Genomic DNA, 23,186 nt, shown 5'->3' on the forward strand with positions numbered 1-23,186 from the left:
CGGGCCGCACCGCCGGGCACACGGCGGGCCCGTCCCCTGGGCGGCGGACCCCGCACCCATCAGGCGATCCCGCGCCCACCAGGCGGCCCCGTGCCCATCAAGCGGCCCCACGCCCTCATTCAGGCGGCGGCCGGGTGGGCGGGCGGGGGCAGCGCCTGCTCCGTCCAGATGCACTTGCCCGTCGCCGAGAACCGCATGCCCCAGCGATCGGACAGCGCCGCGACCAGTTGCAGCCCGCGCCCGCCCTCGTCGGTCTCGGCGGCGCGGCGGATCCGCGGGGTGGTGAGGCTGCCGTCGGAGACCTCGCAGATCAGCGTCCGGCCGTAGAGCAGGCGCAGCCGCGGCGGGCCCTTGGCATGCCGTACGACGTTGCCGACCAGCTCGCTGACCAGGAGTTCCGTCGTCATCGTCAGCTCGTCGAGATGCCACGTGGACAGTTGCTCGGTGACATGGTGGCGGGCTTCGGCCGCGGCGATGGGGCCGTCCGGCAGCGCCCAGGACACCACCCGCTCCGGGGACATCGACCGCGTCCGGGCGATCAGCAGCGCGGCGTCGTCGTGGGTCTCGGCCTGCTCCGGCACCAGCGCGCTGATGACGGCGTCGCACAGCCGGCCGGGATCGTTCAGCGTGGTGGGGGCGGACGCGGTCCCCGGCGGATCGGTAGGGGGCGCGGCGGCCCTGGTGAGGGCCTGGGCGAGACGGGCCATGCCCTCGTCGATGTCGACCGTCGACGACTCGACCAGGCCGTCGGTGTACAGCACCAGATGGCTGCCCTCGGGCACCTGGACCTCATGGGTCTCGAAGGGCGGGCTGGCGGCGCCGAGCGGCGGATCGGCGTCGACATGCGGGAAGTAGGCCGTGCCGTCGGGGCGGACGATGGCGAGCGGCGGATGCCCGGCGCTCGCGAAGGCATAGCGATTGGTGACCGGGTCGTACACCGTGTACAGACAGGTGGCGTAGAAGTCATCGCCGAGGTCGCCGACCAGATCGTTGAGATGGGTGAGCAGCTCGTCGGGCGGGAGCTCGAGATCGGCGAGGGTGTGCACGGCCGTGCGCAGCCGCCCCATCGTCGCGGCCTCGGACAGTCCGTGGCCCATGACATCGCCGATGACGAGGGCGACCCGCTCCCCGGACAGCGGGATGAGGTCGTACCAGTCGCCGCCGACCTGCACGCCCTCGGTGGCGGGCAGATAGCGGGCCTCGGCGGCGACGGCCGGTACGACGGGCAGCGTACGGGGCAGCAGCCCGCGCTGGAGCTCCTGGGCGCGGGTGTGCTCGGCGTCGTACAGCCGCGCCCGCTCCAGCGCCTGGGCGACCAGTCCGCTCAGCGCGATGAGCAGGGAGCGGTCCTCCTCGGAGAAGTGGCGCGGCCGCGAGAAGCTGACCACGCAGTAGCCGATCTGCTGGTCGGAGGCGATCAGCGGGAGGAACGCCCACGCCTTCATCCCGCTGCGGTAGAGGTAGTAGGCGGCGTCCGGATGCTGTTCGGCGTACTCCGCCGGTGTGGACAGGAAGGTCGGGGAGCGGGAGCTGAGCACCTGGACGATGGCGGACATGTCCGAGACCATCAGCTTCTGGACGGTCTCCAGGAACTCCTCCGGATACCCGGCCGAACCGACCATCCGCAGCCGCCCGTTCTCGAGCACCTGGCAGATGAGGCCGGTCGCGCCGAACGGCGGAAGCACCCGGTCGGCGACCGCCTTCACCACGTCCTGGACGGTCAGCGCCTCGGCGAGCGCCGAGGTCAGCTCTCCCATGCGCATGACCCGCTCGGCCGCGGCGCGCTGGGCCGCGGACTGCTCGGCCTCCTCCGCCCGGCGTTCGGTGATGTCCGAGATGTGGATGACCAGTCCGTCGGGGACGGGGTCGACGCGCACGTGGTACCAGCCCGGTCTGCCGGGCCACCGGGTGTCGCATCCGGCCGGTGCGTGAGTGGTCACGACCCGCCCGTGGCAGGCGGCCATCCCGGTGTCCCGGACCACCGGGTGGTCCCACAGCACCGTCCCCAGCGCCTCCTGGGCGGAAGAACCCAGCAACTCCAGGGCCGCGGGGTTGGCGAAGGTCAGCCGAGCCTGGTTGTCGAGGGCGAGGAGGCCGTCGTTCATCCGCCATACGGCACTGCTGACGGCGTCGCCGCCGAGGGGGTGCCGCTCGTGCTCGACGTCCGCGGCGGCGGGGCGGGCGGGCCGCAGATACTCGGCGACCCAGTCGGCGACCAGCCGCAGGAATGCGCATTGCGCGTCGTCCAGCTCATCCGGCGCCTCCACCAGGGCGGACAGCGCGCCCACCGGCTCCCCGTCAGCCGTGATCACGGGCACCGACGCCACCCCGCTTCCGGGCGGAAGCGACCCGGCGCCGGGAGGGAAGTCCCCGTGGGAACCGGAACCGGGAGGGAGGTTCTCGTGGGAGGAGCGGCCGGACGACGGGATGGGCGCGCCGTGCGGCACATCGGGCGGTGGCGGCGTCCAGACGTGGGTGCCGTAGCGGACGCATGACACGGGGGCCGCGCTGTCCTCGTCCGTGAGGGTCTCCCACCCCGCGACCAGGTTGTCCGGCAGCCCCACGCTGGCCACCAGGCGCATCGCCCCCTGGCGGGGATCACACACATGGATCATGCCGCCCAGGGCGCCGAGTTCGGCGACCGCCTGTCCGAGGGCGAGCCTCACCGGCCCGGTGCCACTCAGCTGGCCACCCGCGGAACCCATCAGCCGAAGCCGTGTCCGCGCCGACCGAGTGATCCGGGTGTCCGCATTGTCCGGGTGCTGTTCATCCACACCCATGGCGTCACCTGTCATCGTCCTCGGGAGCCCGGTGCCGTGCGGATCGCAGACCGGCCGCGTCCTGCATAGCCCGAATATAACGCCTCTCCGGAAACGAACCCGCCGCCCGTACGTGGTCGTCGGGGTACGTCGCCGGACGCCGTCACCGAGAGCCGAAGGGCCGTACCGCTACGCGATGTCGTCGACGCGGACCGGGCCGCCGGTGGTGACCGACTGGATGGCCGCGAGCGCGACGGACAGGGCGGCGCGGGCGTCCTGTCCGGTGACGGAGGGGGCGCGGCCGGTGCGCACGCACTCGGCGAAGTCGGCGAGTTCGGCCACGTAGGCGTCGTGGAAGAGATCCTGGTCGTAGGTGACGCATTCGGCGGCGGTGCCGTCCGGGCCGTAGGCGGTCAGATGGCCGCGGCGGATGTCGCCCATGGTGAGCATCCCCGCCGAGCCGAAGACCTCGCCGCGCACGTCGTACCCGTACACCGCCTGGAAGTTCGCCTCGGCGGTGGCGAGGGCGCCGTTGTCGAAGCGGATGGTGACCACGGCGGTGTCGAGCAGTCCACGGTCCTTGAAGTCGGGGCGTACCAGGGCGTCGGCGAACGCGAAGACCTCGACCGGCGTGGCGCCGGGGTTGAGGTAGCGCAGGGTGTCGAAGTCGTGGATGAGGGTCTCCAGGAAGATCGTCCACGGCGGGATACGGCCCGGGTCGGCCAGCTTGGGGTCGCGGGTGAGCGAGCGCAGCAGCTGCGGGGTGCCGATGGCGCCCGCGCGGACCTTCTCGTGGGCGGCGTGGAAGCCGGTGTCATAGCGGCGGTTGAAGCCCACCTGGAGGGGGACACCGGCGTCGGCCACGGCCGCGATGGCGCGGTCGGCCTCCTCGAGCGTGACGGCCATGGGCTTCTCGCAGTAGACGGCCTTGCCCGCCCGCGCCGCGGCCTCGACCAGCCCGGCGTGGGTGCGGGCCGGGGTGGCGATGACCACCGCCTCGACCCCGGGGTCGGCGAGCAGCTCGGCTATCTCGGTGTACGCCGTGGTGCCGCCCAGCCGGTCGCCGACCCCCTGCGCGGCGCCGGGGGCCGGGTCGGCGATGGCGGCGAGACGGACGCCGGGGAGGCGCCGGGCCAGGGTCTCGGCGTGGAAGGAGCCCATGCGTCCGGCGCCGATGAGGCCGATGGGGAGGGAGTGTGGTGTGGTCATGCGGATGCTCCGTGGGGTCCGTGGTTCCGGGGGTGGTGGCGGATGCGAGCGATCAGGGCCGGACGGCCGCGCGGCCGCGCGCTTCAGCCGGTGAAGGCGGAGCGGAAGCGCTCCAGGGCGCGGTCGCTGTCGCCGGAGGCCCATGCCTCCATGGCGACGGTGCCCTCGTAGCCGAGGTCGGTGAGGGTCCGGGCGAGGGCCGGGTAGTTGATCTCTCCCGTTCCGGGCTCGCAGCGGCCGGGTACGTCGGCCACCTGGATCTCGCCGATCAGGCCCCGGCCGTGGGCCCGGCGAACCAGCTCGATCAGGTTTCCCTCGCCGATCTGCGCGTGGTACAGGTCCAGGTTCATCCGCAGCCCCGGCCGGTCCACGGCCTCGACCAGGGCCAGGGTGTCGGCGGCCTTGGCGAACGGCACACCGGGGTGGTCCACGGCGGTGTTGAGGTTCTCCAGGGTGAAGGTGACCCCGGTGCGCTCGCCCAGCTCGGCGAGGCGGGTGAGGGTGCGGTGGGCGGCGATCCACATCGGGCCGGTGGCCTCGCCCGTCACCGGCGCCACCGGCAGGCCGGCGCCGTCCAGCCCGGTGCCGTGCAGATTGAGCCGGGGGCAGCCGAGCCGCTCGGCCACCTTGACCGACTCCTCGGCGGTGCGCAGGAGTTCGGCCGCCCCGTCCTCGTCCGTCAGGCCACCGCGGAGGTAGCCGGTCATGGAGGAGAACACCACACCGGTCCGCTCGAGGGCGGCCAGATCGTGTCGGCTCCAGTCCCAGATCTCGACCTGGAAACCGGCGTCGTGGATGCGCCGCGCCCGTTCCTGGACCGGCAGATCCCGGAAGACCATCTCGGCACAGACCGCCAATGTGTACATCGCCACTGCTCGCCCTCTCTCCGACGACCCCGGCAACAAAGCGAATAGAACGTCGCAGTCATCACTAGAACGTTCTAGGAACGAGCAGCAGTACGCCAGTCACCGACCACGCCTGTCAAGGGCGGACGACGGAATCACTAGAACGTTATAGAAGCGGGGCGCGCTCGGTCGGGCCCTGGGCTACGATCGTCGCGCCCGTAAGCGAAACCCCGGCCGGAGACGACACCTCGGCCGACGAGACCAAGGGAGACCAGTGGTGCCACCGACGCCGGCCGTCCCTCATGGGAAGCGCCCGACGCTCGCGGACGTGGCGGCGCGGGCAGGCGTGTCCACGGCGCTGGTCTCCATCGTGATGCGGGACGCCAAGGGCGCCGGTGCCGCCACCCGTGAGCGGGTCCTCCGGGCGGCACAGGAGATCGGCTACCGGCCGGACGCCAGGGCCCGGCTGCTGCGCAGCCACCGGTCCCATCTCCTCGGAGTGCAGTTCGGCCTTCAGCACCCGTTCCACTCCGATCTGCTGGAGGGCATCTACGCGGTGGCCGAGCCCGCCGGGTACCAGATCGCGCTGAGCGCCGTGGCCGCCGGGCGTGGGGAGCAGCGGGCCACCGACACTCTGCTCGCCGACCGCTGCGAGGCCCTGATCCTGCTCGGCCCGCAGGCCCCGGCCGCGCGGCTGGCGGAACTCGCCGCACAGCTCCCGGTGGTCTCCGTGGCCCGGCGGCTGCGCGGGTCCGCCCCGGGTGTGGAGGTGGTGCGGACCGCCGATGACGAGGGCGCCCGCCAGGCGGTGGACCACCTGGTGGCCCTCGGCCACCGCGACATCGCCCATATCGACGGCGGCCGGGCGCCCGGCGCCGCCGACCGGCGCCGCGGCTATCGCACCGCGATGAGCCGCCACGGCCTGGCCGACCGCGTCCGCGTCCTGCCCGGCGGCCTCACCGAGGAGGACGGCGCCGCGGGCGCCCGCGCCCTCCTCGAGGCCACTTCCCGGCCCACGGCCGTCCTCGCCTTCAACGACCGCTCCGCCACCGGCGTCCTGGACACCCTCCTCCGCGCCCGGGTTCCCGTCCCCGGCGGGATCTCCGTCATCGGCTTCGACGACAGCCACTTGGCACGCCTGGCCCATATCAACCTGACCACCGTCGGCCAGGACATCCCCCGGCTCACCGAACTCGCCGTCGGCCGGGCCATCGCCCGGCTGGAGGGAGAGAAGATGCCCGACGGGGAGGCCGTGGTCGCCCCCCGTCTCGTCGTCCGGGGCACCACGGCCGAACCCGGCTGAGGCGCGAGGGGAGGGCCGAGAGGTCAGCCGAGCTTCTTGAGCAGTTCTTCGGCGAGCGGGCCGGAGGAGGCCGGGTTCTGGCCGGTGATGACATTGCGGTCGACTTCCACATGCGGTGCGAAGGGGTCGCCGACCCGCACCGTCAGACCCGCCTCGGTCAGCCGGTCCTGCAGGAGCGCCACCAGACGCCCCGGCGGCCGCGCGCTGACCTCGCGCCCGCTGGCGGACGAGGACTATGTGCTGGTCGCCTCGCCCGGCTGGGCCCGGCGCATCGGGGAGCGTCTGGCGGCCGACGGCCCGTGTGCCGCCGTCCGTGACGTACCGCTGATCACCTACGCCGAGGACCTCCCGATCGCCCGCCGGTACTGGCGCAATGTCTTCGGCAAGCGACTCACCGCCCAGGCCGCGGTGACCGTGCCGGATCTGCGCGGGGCCGTGTCGGCCGTCGCCGCGGGCGCGGGTTACAGCGTGCTCCCCCGTTACCTGTGCCAGGACGAACTCGCCTCCGGTGGACTCGTCCTGCTGCATGAGCCCGAAGAGCCGCCGCTCAACACGCTCTTCCTCGTACAGCGGCCGGGGGCCGACGCCAACCCGGACGTCGCCCGGGTCCGGGAGCGGCTTCAGCGCGCCGCACGCACCTGGTAGCGCGCACGCGGCGGAGACACGCGCGGGCGGGTCAGGCTCCGCCGTCCGGCGCGGAGTCGTCCACCATGCCGTGTTCCCAGGCCCAGGCCGCGATCTCGACACGGTTGCGGGCGGCCAGCTTGCGCTGGACGTTGCCCAGGTGGGTCTTGACGGTGGACAGGGTGACATGGAGGTCCGCGGCCACCTCCTCATTGGTACGGCCACGGGCGACCCGCCCGACCACCTCGACCTCGCGCTGGGTCAGCGGCTCGATCAGATCCTTCGGCCCGATCCTCCCCCGGCGGCCCGGACGGGTCTCGGAGGGGGTGGGCCGACCGCGGTGGGGGGCCATGTGCGCGAGCAGGCGGACGGTCACCGACGGGGAGATCAACGAGTTGCCCGACGCCGCGGCCCGTACCGCCTCGGTGAGCAGGCCGGGTGCGCCGTCCTTGAGCAGAAAGCCGCACGCGCCGTTGCGCAGCGCCCGGTAGACGTATTCATCGAGGTCGAAGGTGGTGGCGATGAGGACGTTGAGGGGGTCGGGCGCATCGGGTCCGGCGAGGAGCCGGGTGGCCTCCAGACCGTCCAGCTCGGGCATGCGGATGTCCAGGAGGCAGACGTCGGGCCGCAGGTGGCGGGCCCGCTCGACCGCCTCGACGCCGTTCGCCGCCTGCGCGACGACCCGCATGTCCGGCTGGGAGTCGAGAATCATGCGGAAGGCGGCGCGGACCATCTCCTGGTCGTCGGCGATGAGTACCCGGATCGTCATGTCACGCATGATCGCAGGCGATCGTCTCCTCGACGGCCGTCCTGTCCAGCGGCAGGACCGCCAGGACGCGCCAGCCGCCGCCGTCCCGTGGCCCTGATGTGATGCGCCCGTTGACCCCCTCGACCCGCTCGGCGAGCCCCACCAGGCCGTAGCCGCTCCCCTTGGCCGAGCGCTCGGCGGCGGGCGAGGCGCCGCCCTCCCCGTCGTCGACGACCGACACCTCCAGTCCCTCCGGATCACCGGGCCGGACACTGATCCGCACCTCCACCCGGCTGACCCCGGTGGCGTGTTTGCGGACGTTGGTCAGGGACTCCTGCACCACACGGTGGACCGTGGTGGCGATGCCGGACAGGAGTGGCCGGTCGGCGAGTTCCGGGGCGAGGATCAGCTCGGCGGCCGGTCCCACCTCGGAGAACTCCTCGGTGAGGGCACGCAGATCACGCAGCCCGCGCGAACCCGCCGGATCGCCCGTGGGCCGGGTCGTGGCGGAGGCGGTGGCGTGGTCCCGCAGGCTGGTGACCATGGCGCGCATCGACCCCAGCGCCTGGGATCCGGCCCGCTCGATCTGGGCGAGCATCCGGTCCAGATCCTCCGGGGACTGGGTGTGTCCGGCCGCGGCGGTGAAGCGCGCGGCTTTGGCCTGCGTGACGATCGCCGTGACGTGGTGGGCCACGAAGTCGTGCAACTCCCGTGCGTGCTCGAGGCGTTGCGCCTGCCGGACGGCCTCCCGCTCCCGCTCCCGCAGTGTGTCGTACAGCCGCAGGCACAGCCCCACCACCACCATGAACGGCACGGCGCAGACCGCGATGACGGTGATCAGGTCCTTGAGGTGGTCGTCCCACAGCTCGATCCGCAGCGGAAGGACCACGGCGGCGAGGGAGGACGCCGCGACCAGCCCGGCCGCTCGCAGTGGCGGGCAGCGCCGCACGGCGCGGGTGCTGAGCAGCAGCAGCGCACCCAGCTCCACCAGGCCCGGGGTGTTCGGGGGCCGCTCGGACAACTGCGCTTCCGTCACGGTCAGCACGCACGAGACGGCCGCCGCGCCGATCGCGTAGCGCGCGAAGAGACCTTCCGGCACGGCGGGCGCGGCCAGGCACAGCACACCGGACACCATCGTCGCCGCGGCCATCGCCGGATGCGGCGCGTTCAGCCCCTCCAGGACCACGAGGACGACCAGAGCGATGCCGACCAGGCCCTGCCAGAGGTGCCGGAAGCGGAAACGGGACCGGAACTCGGAGATCATGGCAGGTCACGCTACGGTCCGGCCGCCGTCGCCACATCAGACTTTCGGCCGAGGTAACCGGGGAAGCAGCGCGGACCGCTTCGGCATTCCGGTGGATCCGCCGCGCCACGTCCGCGCGAAGGATGGCATCCGGGGCGACCGGAGCGCACTCGAGCCCGATGCGCCACGCCCCTTCCGACCGTTGATCCACTAGCCCCTCCGAAGGCCGTCGATGTTCCGCACCGCCCTGCGCACCCTCCGATCCCATCGGCTCCGTTTCGCGATGCCCGCCCTCGCCATCGTGCTCGGCGTGGCCTTCGTGACCGGTTCGCTGCTCTACGGCGACTCCGTCAGAGCGGCCGTGAACCGCGCACAGTCCAACTCCCAGCCCGATGCGTCCGTCTCGATCACGGCGGATCCCGCCGTGCCGCACTGGCTCGATAACACGCTGCTGCGGCGGCTGCGGGCGCTGCCGACGGCGGCCGCGGCGCGCGGTGTGGTGGAGGGCCGCTCCTTCCTCGTCGGCTCCGACGGCACTCTGGTGGGCGATCTGAACCAGGCAGCGGGCGTCAACTATGTGCCCGACGGCAGCGGCAAGGACGTCCGCTATCCGCTCACCGAGGGCCGCGGCCCCCGTGGCGCCGCCGAGATCGCCGTCGACCGGCGGACCGCCGAGCGGGCCGGGTACCGGGTCGGCGCCCGGGTGCGTATCGTCGTGGCGGGCACGGCCCGCGACGCTCGGCTGGTCGGCGTCTTCACCGCCCAGGACAGCCGGGTGGACTCCGGCGGTACGCTCACCGCCTTCGACACCGCCACCGCGCAACGGCACTTCGCCCCCGCGCCGAAGGGCTACTCGGCCATCACACTGACCGCCGCCGAGGGCATATCGGATACCCAACTCGCCCAGACGGCACAGAAGTCGCTGCCGTCCGGGCTGCGGGCGGTCACCCGCGCCGATCTGGAGTCCGGTGCCGCCTCCGACGGGGACGCGGACAAGCTCACCACACTGCTGCTGAGCTTCGCCGGGGTCGCCCTGTTCGTCTCCACCTTCCTGGTGGCCAACACCTTCACCATGCTCAGCGCCGCCCGCGCCCGGGAACACGCGCTGCTGCGGGCCATCGGCGCCACCACGAACTACCTGCTGCGGATGGTCCTGACCGAGGCCGCCGTGGTCGGCACGGTGGCCTCGGCCATCGGCTACGGCCTCGGCGTCGGCGCCGCGCATCTGCTGGGCGGCCTGTTCGACGCCTCCGGAGCCAAGAACGCCACCGTGCCCGCGTTGTCCGCCGAGCCGCTGCTCGCGGCCTTCGCCGTGGGCATCGGTGTCACCGTCCTCGCGGCCTACGTCCCGGCCCGCCGGGCCGCGGCCGTACCGCCCGTGGCGGCGCTGCGGACCGTCCAGCCGTCCACCGCCGCCTCGCTGCGCCGCCGCAACACCATCGGGCTGATCGCCACCGCGTGCGGCGCGCTGCTGATCGCCGCGGCCGTCGGCGAGCCGGATCTGCTCTTCGGCGCCGCGCCCCTGCTGCTGGTCGGCCTGATCGTCCTCACCCCGCTGCTCGCGCTCGGCGTCACCGGGCTGCTGCGCTCCCCGCTGACCCGGCTGGCGGGCGTCCGGGGCAAGCTGGCGGTGGAGAACGCCCGCCGCAATCCACGGCGTACGGCGGCCACGGCCACCACCCTGATGGTGGGTCTGGCGATGGTCACCGCCGTCACCGTGGCCGTCACCTCCGTGAACCGCTTCGACGAGCGGGAGGCCGACCGCTCCATGGCCTCGGACCTGAGCATCAAGGCCGTCGACTTCGGGGAGATCGGCGAGGGCACGGCGGCCCGGGTGGCGCGGCTCGCCGACGCCGAGGCCGTCACCCCCGTCATCCCCACCTACCTCGACCTCACCGACAAGACCCCCCTCTCGGTCACCGCGGTGGACCCCGCCGCGGTGGAACGCGCCGCGTCGCTCACCGTCCGCGAGGGATCGCTGGACCGCCTCGGCCAGGGCATCGCCGTCACCGAGGAACTGGCCGCCGCCCACGGCTGGCGGCTCGGCTCCCGGGTCACCGGAAGCTTCACCAGTGCGAGCGGCCGTACGCCGGGCGCCAAGGCCGACCTGCCGGTCGTCGCGATCTACGACGGCCCGGAGGATCTGGCCCCCGCCCTCGTCTCCGAGCGCGCCCTGCCACGTGCGGCCGGCGCCGAGGACCGGCCGACCATCAGCTCGGTCCTGGTCAAGGCCGCCGCCGGCCGCACGGCCGCGCTCCAGGAGGAGATCCGGCGCGCCCTGGACAACCCGGCGCTGCTCGTCCAGGACCGCGCCGACGCGAGGGCCGCCGCCACCGCGCGGAGCGCGCCGTTCCTGAACATCATGTACGCCATGCTCAGCGTCACCGTGCTGATCGGCGCCCTCGGGGTGGTCAACACCATGGGCATGGCCGTCTTCGAGCGGGTGCGGGAGATCGGGCTCCTGCGGGCCATCGGGCTGGACCACGGTGGTGTCGGATCCGTACTGCGCCTGGAGTCGGTGACCATCTCGCTCTTCGGCTCCGCGCTCGGGGTCGTCGCCGGTACGGCCATCGGCGCGGCGGCCGTCCTCGGCCAGGAGTCCGTTCCGCTCGTCATCCCCTGGGACAGGACGGCCCTCTTCTTCCTCGCGAGTGCCGCGATCGGTGTGCTGGCCTCGCTCTGGCCGGGGCGGCAGGCCGCGCGCGTCCCGATGCTGGAGGCCATCGGCGGGGACACCGAGTGACGGTCGTGGGGCGACCTCCGTTGCCCCACCCCGGCGTGTCGCGGCCGGGAAACCCCCGCGACATCCCAGATGCGGGTAAAGGTGTTTTTCCGGGAGGGGGGCTCAGCGACGAGTGAGGAGCGGCCGTGCCCGCTGTCGACCAGCACCCGTGGCCGCAGGCCGCGGCCGTGGTGAGGGACTGGCTGGCGGGCCCGGCCACGCCCGGCGATCTGGCCGCGGCCCGCGCCCAGATGGGCTTCTCGCTCGCCTGGCACATCGTGGTGGCCTGTCTGGGCGTGGGGCTCCCGCTGCTCACCCTGATCGCCGAATGGTGGGGCGTGCGCACCGGCGACCCCTCGTACCGGCTGCTGGCCCGGCGCTGGGCGCGGGCCATGGGGGTGCTGTTCGCCGTGGGCGCGGTCTCCGGCACCATCCTCAGCTTTGAGATGGGGCTGCTGTGGCCGGGACTGATGGGCCGTTACGGCCAGGTCATCGGGTTGCCGTTCGCCATCGAGGGCATCGCCTTCTTCATCGAGGCCATCTTCCTCGGCATCTATCTCTACGCATGGGACCGGCTGCCGCCACGCGTCCATATGCTCACCGCGATCCCCATCATCATCGCCGGTGTGGCCTCGGCGTTCTTCGTGGTGTGCGCCAACGCGTGGATGAACCAGCCGCGTGGCTTCACCGTCCGCCACGGCAGGGTCGTGGACGTCGATCCGCTGGCCGCGATGTTCAACCCGGCCAGCCCGCCGCAGACCGTCCATATGATCCTCGCCGCGCTGATGGTGGCGTCCTTCCTGACCGCGAGCGTGTACGCGGTCTCCCTGCTGCGCGGCCGCACCGACCGCTACCACCGCGCGGGGTTCTTCATCCCGTTCGTCCTCGGCGCCGTCGTCGCGCCCGTCCAGCTGGTGGTGGGCGACTGGATCGCCCGCTTCGTGGCCGACTACCAGCCGGTCAAGCTCGCCGCCATGGAGGGTGTCTTCATCACCTCCAGCCATGTGCCGCTCACCGTGGGCGGTATCGCGGGCGACCATGGCCTCAAGGGCGGTCTGGAGATCCCCAGCGGTCTGTCGCTGCTGGTCGGGTTCAGCCCCAGCACGGTCGTCAAGGGGCTGAACGAGGTGCCTCCCGCGCGGCGGCCCCCGATCACCGGCACCCATCTGGCGTTCGACCTGATGGTGCTCGGCGGGCTGTTCCTGATCGGGCTCGGGGTCTGGCTGCTGCTGGCCTGGTGGCGCACCCGGCGCCGGGGCGAGAGCGACCCGCTGGCCCGCCGGGGCACGCGCCTCTTCCTGTGGCTGGCGTCCTTCAGCGGCCTGGCCGCGGTCGTGTCGCTGGAGTGCGGCTGGGTCGTCACCGAGGAGGGCCGTCAGCCGTGGGTGGTGCAGGGGGTGCTCAGCGTCCGGGACGCGGTGAATCCCGCCCCCGGCCTCATGACCGGGCTGTGGCTGGTGCTCGTGGTGTACGCCGCGATGACGGTGGCCACCGTCTACGTGCTGCGCCGGCTCGCGGGCGAGCGCCCGGTCCCGGTGGCCCCGCAGGAAGCCGATGTGACCGGCTATCCGGTCGTGTGAACCGCTGGAGGTCCTGATGCTCGCGGACACCGTCCTGGCGGTGATGTGGCTGGGTCTGATGTGCTACGCCCTCTTCGCCGGCGCCGATTTCGGGGCCGGGCTGTGGGATCTGGTGGCCGGTGGCAGCCGTCGTGGACGGCCGCAGCGCGCACTGATCGAGCACGCCATCGGGCCGGTCTGGGAGGCCAACCACGTGTGGCTGATCTTCGTGGTGGTGATGCTGTGGAGCGGCTTCCCCGAGGTGTTCGCCGCCGTGATGTCCACCCTCTATCTGCCGCTGACCCTGGCGGCGCTCGGCATCATCGCGCGCGGTGCCGCGTTCGCGTTCCGCAAGGCCAGCACCCAGCTGTGGCAGCAGCGGCTGTTCGGGGCCTGCTTCGCCACCTCCTCGGTCGTCACGCCCTTCTTCCTGGGCACGGTCGCCGGTGGCGTGGCCTCCGGGCGCGTGCCACCCGGCCTCGCCGCGGGCAGTACGGTCACCAGCTGGCTCAATCCGGCGTCCTTCCTCGGCGGTGTGCTGGCCGTGGTGACCTGCGCCCATCTGGCCGCCGTCTATCTGTGCGCGGACGCGGCCCGCGGCGGCGGGCCCGAACTGGTGCGGGCGTTCCAGCGGCGCGCCCTGGTCAGCGGGCTGGCCGCGGGTGCCGTGGCGCTGGTGGGCATCGCCGTGCTGCACGCCGACGCGCCACGGCTGTTCCACGGGCTCACCCATCGCGCCCTGCCCCTGGTGGTGCTGTCGGCCGTGACCGGTGTGGCGGGGCTGGCCCTGCTCATGCGGTCGCTGTGGGGCTGGGCCCGGGCCGCCGCCGCCCTCGCCGTGGCGCTCATCGTCTGGTCCTGGGGCGTGGCGCAGTACCCGCTGATGCTGGTCCCGGACCTCACCGTGGCGCGGGCGGCCGCACCGCCGTCGGTACTGGCCGCCGTGCTGATCGTGTTCGCGGTCGGGGCGCTGCTGCTGATCCCGTCCCTGGGCTGGCTCTACGCGCTCTTCCAGCGCCCGGAGACCGGCGCGGCGGCGGCCGAGGACACGCGCTGAGAGCCTGTGTCATATCCTCGGTCGGATCAGCGTGCGGCGTCAGGGGGCACCTCCCAGCGGTAGCTGGGGGAGCGTGCCAGGCGTCGCACGCCCGGCCGGGGATATGACACAGGCTCTGAGCGGCCGGCGCGCACCGAACGGCGAGGAGGCACCCGGAACGGCCAGGGCGCGCCGAGCGGTCAGGCGGCGTCGATCAGGACCAGGTCCGGGGGGACGAGCGTGGTCGACATCATCAGGGCGCGGATCAGATGGTCGTTGAGCGCGTTGCCGACCGGTTCGCCGACCTCCTCGCGGGTCAGCCAGGGCACTCCGTCCCGGGACAGCATCGTGCGGACCCGGTTGACCAGGTGCTCCACGCGCTTCTCGCTCCAGCCCTCACCGGGGCACAACTCCGCGAGCTGGGAGGCCGTCTGCCGCCAGGTGAGGGGCTGCGGCCGGGGCTCGTGGAGCAGATAGCGCTGGCCGAGGACGACGAGCGCGAGCTTCTCCTCGTCGGTGAGCACCCATACGCGCGGCGGGCGGGTGACATCCCCGGGCAGGGCCACCGGCCGCTCGGTCCCGGGGCCGCTGACGAAGACCTCCAGCAGATGCTCACGGTCGCGCGAGCCCCGGACGAACAGCGGGGTGTAGCCGGTTTCGAGGGGCAGTGGCTCCTCGCCCGTGAAGAGCAGCCGGGACGGGAACCGGAGCGGCAGCCGGCCGCTGTTGGCGACCCACCAGCGGCCGTGGCGGTGGGTCAGTCTGCCCTGGCAGCGGCTGACCTGGGGGTCGTCCTCGCCCACACAGATGTGCACCTCGGGGCGGTTCCGCCCGAAGAGCAGCTCACGGCCCTCGCCGGGGCCGAGGGTCATGCCACCGGTCAGCGCGAGGGCGAAGGCGGTGCCCGGCACCGGCGCGGCCACCCCGCGGGCCAGGCTGCCGTGCACGGCGGGCAGCGGGCGGCCTCCCGCGGCGGTACGGCCGGTGGCGGGGCGGCGGGCGGCGGTGGCCCGACCGGTGGCAGAGCGGTCGCCGCCGGGAGGGGTTGTGGTCATGATGCCGGGAGTTTCTTCGCGGCCGTGGCGGCGAGCGCCTTGGCGGTCTCGCACAGCTTCTCGGTGGACCTGGGCCCGTAGACGTTCAGCGACAGGAACTCGACGGTGTCGTCACCGAGGTAGTTGCGGTACGAGCGGTGCAACATCCGGACCAGGCATGAGTCGTCCTGCCACTCGTTCGGCGCCACGGTGCTCCGCCGCCCGGCGATGACCGCCGCCCGCTCTCCGTCGTCCGTGGTGAACTGGTTGTCCCGGTTGAACACCACCTTCACCCCCGCGTCGCCCGAGCCGTCCGTCCACTCGCACTGCCAGTCCCCGAAGCCCGGGTCGCGCTCCGCCACCCGGACACCGGCGACCCGCTCGAGTTCGTCACCGTCCAGCAGCCGGCATGCGTGTCCCCGCAGCAGGGAGCCGGCCACCGGCTGCCCGGAGCGGCGCGGGACCTGACCCCGGTCCAGCACGCTGACCACGTAGTCGGTGGCGGCATCGCCCAGTTGGCAGGGGTCGGGCGCCGGGGTGCCGAGCCGCTCGGTGATGATCCAGATCTGCTTGCGGTCGGCGGACCCGATGTTCCGCCGACACTCGTCCCCATCGCGCTGGTACGCGCCGACGGTGACATTGCCGACCCTTCTGGTGGGCACATCGCCACCCGGCTCCGGCGGATCGGTGCCGAAGTTGAGCTGGACATCGGCGATGTCAGATCCGCTTTCGCCGCGCAGCAGGACATCGCATCGATCGATCTCGCCGTAATCCGGGTCGAGCACGGTCTCGCCGAAGCGGCTGAGCGAGGCGGGGCTGAGCAACGTGCAGGGATCGGCGGTCCGCGCGTCGCCTATGGTGCCGGCCGGGCCCGTCCGGGCCGGCGAGTCGGCCGTACCGGACGCGCCAGGCCCACCGTCCTTCCCGGACCCGCGGCTCTCGTCGGAACGCCCGTCCCCCCACGGGCCGAAGAGGGTGGCCCAGGCCACCAGGACCGCGGCGGTGCCCAACGCGGTCGCGGTGATGACCACCCGCCGGCTCGGGCGGCGCCACGCCCCACGGACGGACGGCGGCACCAGCCGCATCGTGAAGGGGGTGCGGTCCAGCGTGTCCCCGTCGTGCGGGCCCTCGAGGCCCTCGATCCGCGGGGACGCCGGGGCGACCCGCCGCAGCAGCCGTACGGCCTGGTCGGCGGCGGGGCGCCGCTTCGGCTCCGGGGCCAGCAGCTTGGTGAGCGCGTCCACCAGCGGACCGGCCCGGTGCGGGGTCTCGATATAGCCCTCGATGGCCCGCGCCACATAGGCCATGGGATGCGATGCCTCGCCGTACGGGGACCGGCCCTCGACTGCCGCGTAGAGGGTCGCGCCCAGTGCGAAGACATCGGACTTCCGGTCGGCCGCCTCTCCCCTGGCCACCTCGGGCGGCAGATACGGCGGTTTGCCGCGCACCCCGCCCGTCTGGGTCATGGTGGCCTGGGTCCACAGCGCCCGGGAGATGCCGAAGTCGGTCAGCTTGGCGACCCCGTCCTCGGTGATCAGGACGTTCTCCGGGGTGACATCGCCGTGCACCACGCCCTCGGCATGCGACTTCGCCAGGGCGGCGGCGATCTGGCAGCCGACGGCGGCCGCCTCCTCCGGAGTGAGCGCGACACGGCCGCGCACCATGTCCGCGAGGCTGCCCCCGGACACGTACTCCATGACGATCCAGCAGATCTCGCCCTCGTCCACGAAGTCGAACACCGAGACGATGTGCGGATGGTGCAGCCGTGCGGCGTTGCGCGCCTCATTGGTCAGGCGCGCCACCGCGCGGTCGTCGTCCGGACGGGCGCACTTCACCGCGACCTGGCGGTCCAGCAGTTCATCGTGGGCCAACCAGACGACCCCCATCCCCCCTCTCCCGATGGGCTCCTGGAGGAGATATCGGTCGGCGACCTTGTCACCGGCCTCCGCCATCACCCGCACCCCCGCTACCCCGCTTCATCACCCGTCACGTACCAGTGTCGCCACGGAGAGTACTTGCCCGCGGGGTCAGTGGGTAGCGCTTCCGGTGGACAGCCCCCGGAAAGAGGGAGCCTCCGGCGCACGACGGCTCGCTGCGCGAGCGGGGCGTCAGGGAGCGGACGCGGAGCGCCGGAACCGGCGCTCCACATCCTTCACCAAACGCCCTTTCACCTCACGATTTCCTCCTTGACGACGATGTGGCCGGAGTCGGGATCGAGGACCCCGCCGAGCCGGGAGTACGCGCCGTCGGTCAGGTCCAGGCACTTGGGCACGGCCGGCGTCCAGCCGAAGGTGCCGCGGTCGTTGACGCGCACGACCAGTGATCTGCCGTTGGCCACGTTGGTGACCTTCACCCTGGTCCCGAACGGCAGTTGCGGACTGCGGCTGAGGGAGGTGGCGGCGGTGTCCGCGTTGTTGTCGAAGAGCTCGCCGCTGGCGGTGTAGGCACCGGGTGGTATGTAGCCGTAGTGGGTGGCCCAGCAGTTCTGCCCGGGCGGTGGGGTGTCGCTGGTGGCGGCGGTGCTCGTCGGGGCGACGGTCACCACGGCGGTCAGTGCGGCGGCTCCGATCGCCAGTCGGCCGATCAGCGTTGCCTTGCGCATGGCGGAGGACCTCGTTTCGGTTGTCGTGGTGTGGTGTGAGTGGCGTGAGCGGCCCTGTCTCAGCCGGCCGCGCGATAGGCGGTGCCGATCTGGTTGGGCGTCGCGCCGTTGTAGAGACCGGTGCCGCCGCGGTCCGCGGAGAGGGTGAACCACGCGTACCGTTGGACGAAGGACAGCCCCTCCAGCATGGCGGTGGACTTCTTCACGAACGCGGCCTGCTGGGCCGGGGTCGGATACCTCGGGGTACCGGTCGAGAAGTCGATCAGCGCGTATTCGGTGAGCCAGATCGGCTTGTTGTAGCGGTTGTGGGTGGCCTGGAGATAGCCGCGCAGCTGTTCGGTCGCGCGGGTCGCGTCGAAGTCGGCGCCGTACCAGTGCAGCGGGATGAAATCGACCTTGTAGTTCCGGTCGGCGGCGCCCTTCATGAAGCGGTCGAGCCAGCCACCGGCGACATCGCCGCCGTAGGCCACCGCGGGCGCGCCGAGCCGCATACCGGTCGACTGCAGCCGGGGCCACAGCTCGAGCGCCTTGGCGACCGTCATATTGGCCTGGCCCGCCATATCCGGTTCGTTGAAGCCGAGCAGGATCGTGCCCTGGCTCTTGGCCTGGTCGAGTTCGGCGTCGGTCACCGAGCCCGGACCCCAGATCATGGGCACGAATTCGACCCCGGCCGGGGGCTGGATCTGCTGCTTGCCCGAGGCCCAGGTGTAGAACCAGCCCACCTTGGCATCGGACATCGCCGCCGTGACCCCGTTGAACTTCCAGGCGCTGACGCCCTTCTTCTTCACCGCGGCGGTGGACGCCTCGGCGTTCGCCCGGCCTCCCGCGGTCAGCGCGGCCGGACCCGCCAGGAGCGCGGCGAGAACGCTTCTCCTTCTCATGGTCACGACCCCGCGTTGAAGGTGACGGTGAAGCCACTGCACTTGCCGCAGTTCTGCATCACCTGGTTGCCGGGCTCCTGGTCCTGCTTGGAGTAGGCGTACGCCTTGGGGCACCGGGAGGCGATCGCGTTGCTGTACGGCGTCTTGACGTCCCGGCTGGGGTTGGTGCACAGCATCGGCGTACCGTCCGGCCAGCGGGTGAGGTTGGCGGCCGGGCAGAACGGCAGCAGGTTCTCTGTGCAGCCCTGGGTGCCGCAACCGCCGCCACCGGCCGGGTTGTTGGGGGCGATGGTGATCGGGTTGGAGAACGCGTTGACGTAGCTCACGTTGTACCAGGGAGCGAGCGTGTCCTTGGTGTCGAAGTTGAACTCGGCGAGGCTGACAGGCTGCTCGCCCAGCTCACAGTGGTCGGCGAACTTGCCGCAGTCCCCCACCTGGCAGTGGAAGGTGCTGCCCGAGGCGCCGGTGCACCCCAGGCGGGCGAAGAACTTTCCACGCCAGTGGCCGGGGTCGGCGTTCTCGGGGATCGTCACCGACGCCGACTGTCCGGGGTCCAGGATGGGCAGTTTGGCGAATTGCTTGGAGCCGTCGGCGTTGACCGCGCTGCCGATCCACACATTCCGTCCGGTGTGATTGACGAAGGTGACCGTGTGGTCGGCGGCGAGAGCGGTCTTGGCCGCGACCGGTGCGTCGCCGGTCGGCATCGCCACGCTCGTGGCCGCGCTCGTCCCCGCGGTCGGCAGCAGGGCCGCCAGCACCACCAGTGCCGCGGTGGCCAGGCCGATCAGAATTCTGCGCATGACTCCTCCGTGGGATCCGCGCTCAGCAGGTCAGATTGGCGCCGGGGACGACGCCGAGGAGGCCGGTGAACTTCTTGTAGAGGTTGACCCGGTCCTGCATCTGGGCGGGGTTGGCCCCGTTGCACTCGAACGCGCCATTGATGGCGCGTATGGTCTGGCCGAATCCGGCGCCGGTGGTCATGGCCTTGTGCGCGGGCATGGAGCCGGGCCCGGACTGGGTGGTCCAGTACCAGAGCGCGGTCTTCCAGGAGATGACGGCATCCGTCCGCACCAGGCCCGGGTTGTTGAGCAGATTGACGCCCAACGCGTCGCCCGCCGCCTTGTAGTTGAAGTTCCAGCTCAGCTGGATCGGCCCGCGCCCGAAGTACGCGGCCTTCCCCGCCGGACATCCGTAGGGGCGCGTCGTGTCGCAGTACTTCGGGTAGTTGGCGGTGTCCTGCTCCACGATGTAGCGGAGGCCACCGGTCTCATGGCTGACATTGGCCAGAAAGGCCGCCGCCTCCTGCTTCTTGACCGTATCGGTACCGGTCGTGGCGAAGCCGGGGAATCGGTTCATCGCGCCGACCAGCGCGTCATAGGTGTAGAACGCGTTCTTGTTCGGGAACATCCGCTGGTACTGGGCCCGGCTCACCACGAAGCCGGCGGCCTGTGCCTGCACCCCCGACGAGTCCTGTGCCCTGCCGGAGGCCGCGTCGGCGGCCGAAGGGGGAAGCGCGAGCGCCGATATACCGGCCGCCGCCGTCGCGGCCATGGCCACGAGGGCACGTCTTATGGGCATGTCTCATCTCTCTTTCGTGGCGGAACATTCGGATGCCACCGCGCCGCTGACGCACAGCGATGCCGGGCGGTCATCGGGCGTGGCGACGCACGGGCGACGCGCGGCCGCCCTTGGGGCGAGAGGCCCGTGGGAAGGTGCCGCGCGATGGCGCGACGGGAAAGGCGCTACGGAAAACTGGTGAACCCACTGGAGGTCATGCGCCGTGCCCCCGCCACGGCGGACCGGGACTCAGTCCGCTCAGGCCCTTCGCGGCCGCGCCCTGAAGGGGTACACGGAAGGAAGAATTGTCACGATCATGACAATCTCGCACACCAGACACGGGCTCCGCGGCCCGGTCCGTCCATAATCGGCCCAGCGACGGCGTGGCCACGGCGGCGGCCGACACCCCTGAGACGGGACGTCCATTCACGGGGAACTCTCCGAGGTCCGGCCCCGGATGACGACATCCACCCGAGGCGCTCTCAAGAGCTGACGGGCCCATGACACCGCCCCCGAACATATATGTCAATGGTCTGTACCAAAATCCAGTCGTCACCTCACGCCGCTGGGGCGGAACTGGACGCTGACGCGTGGACCGGTGGCGCGGGAGGATTTGGGGATCGCGTGTTCCCAGGTTCGCTGGCAGGAGCCGCCCATCACCAGTAGATCGCCGTGGCCGAGCGGCCGCCGCACGGCCTTGCCACCGCCACGCGGGCGCAGCAGCAGGTCCCGGGGCGCACCCACGGACAGGATGGCCACCATGGTGTCCTCGGTCCTGCCGCGGCCGACGCGGTCGCCGTGCCAGGCCACGCTGTCCCGGCCGTCGCGGTAGTAGCACAGCCCGGCCGTGGTGAACGGCTCCCCCAGCTCGGCGGCGTAGTACGCGGAGAGCGCCTCCCGGGCCTCGGCCAGGACGGGGTGCGGCAGCGGGTCCTCGGCGCCGTAGAAGGCGAGCAGCCGTGGCACGTCCACCACCTGCTCGTACATATGCCGCCGCTCGGCCTTCCAGGGGACCTCGGCGACGAGCCGGGCGAACAGGTCATCCGCCCCTCTCAGCCACCCGGGCAGCAGATCGATCCAGGCCCCGGACCCGAGCTCGGTCCGGCGCGTCCCGCGCAGCGAGCCGAGACCGATGTCATCGGCCTGGTCGAAGAGCGAGCCCTGGAGATACGCACCCATATGTGCAGCGTACCCGTGTAATCGAGCAAACGTTCTACTGGCCGACCCAGGCGGCTGCGCCCATGGCCGCTTCGGCGACAACAGCGCTGGTCAGCGGCCGGTCGCTGCCGAACAGTGGCAACGGCGACATCATTCGAGCCGCCGCGCGACACTTGGCCGCACGCGTCGCTTTCCGTCCAGGCCGGGGGTCGGCCCATGACCATGCGCACACCACATCGCACATCACATGGCACACCACATGACACATCGCGACGCACTCCGCGTCCGGCACCCTCCCGGCCACCGGGGCTCGGGCCCAGGACCTGGGCCGGGGTGCCGCGCCGCTCCCGGCAGGTGCTGGTGGTGACGGGCCACGACCGGAATTCACCGGTGTCCACGGCGGTCCTGTACGAGCACACCGGGGCCGGGTGGCGGGCCGGGGCGAGCCGGGCGGCACACAACGCGCTCCACGGCTGGACCGACGACCACCGGGAAGGCGATCTGTGCTCCCCCGTCGGCGTCCACACCCTCACGGACGCCGGCGGACGACTCCCCGACCCCGGCACCCGGCTGCCCTACGACCGCTCGGCCCGCTTCACCGCGAGCGGTACGGGCTTCGAGGGCGAGCCCCTGTCCGGCTCGTTCGACTACGTGATCGCCATCGACTACAACCGCCGCCCCGGCACCTCTCCCCTGGACCGGGCCCGCCCCCTCGGCCCGGACCGGGGCGGTGGCATCTGGCTGCACATCGACCACGGCGGCCCCACACGCGGCTGTGTCGGCCTCGCGGAGGACGCCATGAAGGAGCTGCTCCGGGCGCTGGACCCCGACCGCGAGCCCATCGTCGTCATGGGCGACGCGGCTTCGCTGGAGCGCTGACCCGCCGGGCCGTCCGCGGCGCCGCGTTTCCCCTGGTCACTTCCCGGGTCACTCCGGGAAGCGGCTGCGGTGGGCACGGCGGGTCAGCGGCTCGGCGATGGCCTCCACCAGCCAGTCCAGTTCGGCCTGATGGGCCCGTACCGGGTTGCGCAGGACGCCGACCCCCTCGATGGAGATCTCCACCACGTCCCCGGCCCGCAGGGTGAAGTCGAGCGCGGGCACGATGCCGGTGCCGGTGGACAGCACGGCGCCGTCGGGGAAGGGCTGGGAGCGCCACAGGTGGTCCACCAGCCCCCGCGGGGTGCGGTGGAACGCGGCGGTGGAGGCGACCCCCTGGTACGCCGCCTCGCCGTCGCGCCACACCACCATGGTGATGCCCAGCGCGTCGGGCGCCTCGATCTCCCAGGCGGGCACGATGGCCGAGGACACGGCGGCGCTTCCGGCGTAGATCTTGGCCTGCGGGAGGTAGAGCGGATTCTCGCCCTCGATGGACCGTGAGCTGACGTCGTCGCAGACCAGATAGCCGACGGTCTCGCCGTGCCGGTTGAGGACCAGCGCCAGTTCGGGCTCGGGGACGTTCAGCTCGGAGTCGTCGCGTACGGCGATCGGCTCGCCGTCGGTCACCACTCGCCACGGTGGGGATTTGAAGAACAGCTCCGGGCGCTCGGCGTCGTAGATCCGCTCGTACACCGACTGCTCGGTGCTCTCCTCCACCCTGGCCTCGCGCGAGCGTTCATACGTCACCCCCGCCGCCCACAGCTCCATCAGCCCGTCCAGCGGCGGCAGCGGCAGGACGTCCCGCTCATGGGCGGCCGCCGGGCCGGAGACGGTGTTCTCCACCAGGGCCCGCAGCTCCACCGTGGGCAGCCGCAGCAGCTCGGCGATGAGCGGCGCACCGGGGAAGGCGCGGATCCCGCCGGCGTCGTCGGCCACTCCGGTCCGGACCGTCCCGGCCTCATCGGCGAAGCGCACGATGCGTGTCATCTGTCGTCCTCTCCTCTCGTGACGGCGTGGTAGGTGCTCCTAC

General features: G+C 72.1%; 18 protein-coding genes and 2 pseudogenes. 6 read left to right on the forward strand and 14 right to left on the reverse strand.

All coding sequences use genetic code 11. From position 1 onward, the window contains the following. Nucleotides 1-119: 119 nt before the first annotated feature. The 3 genes from NP777_RS24360 to NP777_RS24370 form a co-directional block, all read right to left on the reverse strand. Nucleotides 120-2,780, reverse strand: coding sequence for an ATP-binding SpoIIE family protein phosphatase (locus NP777_RS24360; protein ID WP_256652310.1), 2,661 nt, complete (start codon nucleotides 2,778-2,780; stop codon nucleotides 120-122). A 168-nt stretch (nucleotides 2,781-2,948) separates the two neighbouring features. Next, on the reverse strand, nucleotides 2,949-3,968 hold the full coding sequence (locus tag NP777_RS24365) for a Gfo/Idh/MocA family oxidoreductase (RefSeq protein ID WP_256652311.1): 1,020 nt from the start codon (nucleotides 3,966-3,968) through the stop codon (nucleotides 2,949-2,951). An 83-nt stretch (nucleotides 3,969-4,051) separates the two neighbouring features. Continuing rightward, nucleotides 4,052-4,834, reverse strand: coding sequence for a TIM barrel protein (locus NP777_RS24370; protein ID WP_256652312.1), 783 nt, complete (start codon nucleotides 4,832-4,834; stop codon nucleotides 4,052-4,054). 256 nt (nucleotides 4,835-5,090) lie between these two features. Between NP777_RS24370 and NP777_RS24375 the strand changes: the two genes are divergently transcribed. Further along, nucleotides 5,091-6,116 carry a LacI family DNA-binding transcriptional regulator gene (locus NP777_RS24375; RefSeq protein ID WP_256652313.1) on the forward strand — a complete coding sequence of 342 codons (1,026 nt, stop codon included), beginning with the start codon at nucleotides 5,091-5,093 and terminating at the stop codon, nucleotides 6,114-6,116. A gap of 23 nt (nucleotides 6,117-6,139) precedes the next feature. Here NP777_RS24375 and NP777_RS24380 read toward each other — a convergent pair. Next, nucleotides 6,140-6,292: pseudogene (locus NP777_RS24380) on the reverse strand (type 1 glutamine amidotransferase domain-containing protein); the annotation flags it as partial. 1 nt (nucleotide 6,293) lies between these two features. Here NP777_RS24380 and NP777_RS24385 point away from each other — a divergent pair. Beyond that, nucleotides 6,294-6,761, forward strand: a pseudogene (locus tag NP777_RS24385) (LysR substrate-binding domain-containing protein); the annotation flags it as partial. A gap of 31 nt (nucleotides 6,762-6,792) precedes the next feature. On the opposite strand, the gene NP777_RS24390 reads toward NP777_RS24385, so the two are convergent. After that, nucleotides 6,793-7,518 carry a response regulator transcription factor gene (locus NP777_RS24390; protein WP_391858565.1) on the reverse strand — a complete coding sequence of 242 codons (726 nt, stop codon included), beginning with the start codon at nucleotides 7,516-7,518 and terminating at the stop codon, nucleotides 6,793-6,795. Next, nucleotides 7,511-8,752 (reverse strand): sensor histidine kinase, encoded by a 1,242-nt coding sequence (locus NP777_RS24395; protein ID WP_256652315.1) that lies wholly within the window; start codon nucleotides 8,750-8,752, stop codon nucleotides 7,511-7,513. Before NP777_RS24395 ends, NP777_RS24390 begins: the two co-directional genes overlap by 8 nt. A 211-nt stretch (nucleotides 8,753-8,963) precedes the next feature. Between NP777_RS24395 and NP777_RS24400 the strand changes: the two genes are divergently transcribed. The 3 genes from NP777_RS24400 (at nucleotide 8,964) to NP777_RS24410 (ending at nucleotide 14,069) form a co-directional block, all read left to right on the forward strand. Then, a complete protein-coding gene (locus NP777_RS24400) occupies nucleotides 8,964-11,474 on the forward strand; it encodes an ABC transporter permease (RefSeq protein ID WP_256652316.1) in 2,511 nt (836 codons plus the stop codon). A 125-nt stretch (nucleotides 11,475-11,599) separates the two neighbouring features. Further along, nucleotides 11,600-13,033 (forward strand): cytochrome ubiquinol oxidase subunit I, encoded by a 1,434-nt coding sequence (locus tag NP777_RS24405; RefSeq protein WP_391858566.1) that lies wholly within the window; start codon nucleotides 11,600-11,602, stop codon nucleotides 13,031-13,033. Between the two features lie 16 nt (nucleotides 13,034-13,049). Further along, on the forward strand, nucleotides 13,050-14,069 hold the full coding sequence (locus NP777_RS24410; RefSeq protein WP_256652317.1) for a cytochrome d ubiquinol oxidase subunit II: 1,020 nt from the start codon (nucleotides 13,050-13,052) through the stop codon (nucleotides 14,067-14,069). A gap of 179 nt (nucleotides 14,070-14,248) precedes the next feature. Here the strand turns inward: NP777_RS24410 and NP777_RS24415 are convergent, their stop codons facing one another. The 7 genes from NP777_RS24415 to NP777_RS24445 form a co-directional block, all read right to left on the reverse strand. Continuing rightward, a complete protein-coding gene (locus tag NP777_RS24415; RefSeq protein ID WP_256652318.1) occupies nucleotides 14,249-15,103 on the reverse strand; it encodes an FHA domain-containing protein in 855 nt (284 codons plus the stop codon). Then, complete coding sequence (locus tag NP777_RS24420) at nucleotides 15,100-17,034, reverse strand: serine/threonine-protein kinase (RefSeq protein WP_256652319.1); 1,935 nt, start codon at nucleotides 17,032-17,034, stop codon at nucleotides 15,100-15,102. The genes NP777_RS24415 and NP777_RS24420 overlap by 4 nt, the downstream gene beginning before the upstream one ends. A 215-nt stretch (nucleotides 17,035-17,249) precedes the next feature. Next, nucleotides 17,250-17,684 (reverse strand): septal ring lytic transglycosylase RlpA family protein, encoded by a 435-nt coding sequence (locus NP777_RS24425; protein WP_256652320.1) that lies wholly within the window; start codon nucleotides 17,682-17,684, stop codon nucleotides 17,250-17,252. 59 nt (nucleotides 17,685-17,743) lie between these two features. Beyond that, nucleotides 17,744-18,565, reverse strand: a complete 822-nt coding sequence (locus NP777_RS24430; RefSeq protein ID WP_256652321.1) for a glycoside hydrolase family protein — start codon at nucleotides 18,563-18,565, stop codon at nucleotides 17,744-17,746. 2 nt (nucleotides 18,566-18,567) lie between these two features. Then, complete coding sequence (locus tag NP777_RS24435) at nucleotides 18,568-19,365, reverse strand: thaumatin family protein (protein WP_256652322.1); 798 nt, start codon at nucleotides 19,363-19,365, stop codon at nucleotides 18,568-18,570. 22 nt (nucleotides 19,366-19,387) lie between these two features. Continuing rightward, complete coding sequence (locus NP777_RS24440; protein WP_256652323.1) at nucleotides 19,388-20,143, reverse strand: chitinase; 756 nt, start codon at nucleotides 20,141-20,143, stop codon at nucleotides 19,388-19,390. 531 nt (nucleotides 20,144-20,674) lie between these two features. Continuing rightward, nucleotides 20,675-21,301, reverse strand: a complete 627-nt coding sequence (locus NP777_RS24445; RefSeq protein ID WP_256652324.1) for an alpha-ketoglutarate-dependent dioxygenase AlkB — start codon at nucleotides 21,299-21,301, stop codon at nucleotides 20,675-20,677. Nucleotides 21,302-21,496: 195 nt separating this feature from the next. Here NP777_RS24445 and NP777_RS24450 point away from each other — a divergent pair, with 195 nt between their 5' ends. Further along, a complete protein-coding gene (locus NP777_RS24450; RefSeq protein WP_391858567.1) occupies nucleotides 21,497-22,159 on the forward strand; it encodes a L,D-transpeptidase family protein in 663 nt (220 codons plus the stop codon). 48 nt (nucleotides 22,160-22,207) lie between these two features. Here NP777_RS24450 and NP777_RS24455 read toward each other — a convergent pair whose 3' ends face one another. Further along, a complete protein-coding gene (locus NP777_RS24455) occupies nucleotides 22,208-23,143 on the reverse strand; it encodes a fumarylacetoacetate hydrolase family protein (RefSeq protein ID WP_256652325.1) in 936 nt (311 codons plus the stop codon). Between the last annotated feature and the right edge of the window lie 43 nt (nucleotides 23,144-23,186).

Source organism: Streptomyces rugosispiralis (assembly GCF_024505145.1).
Taxonomy (GTDB): Bacteria; Actinomycetota; Actinomycetes; order Streptomycetales; family Streptomycetaceae; genus Streptomyces; species Streptomyces rugosispiralis.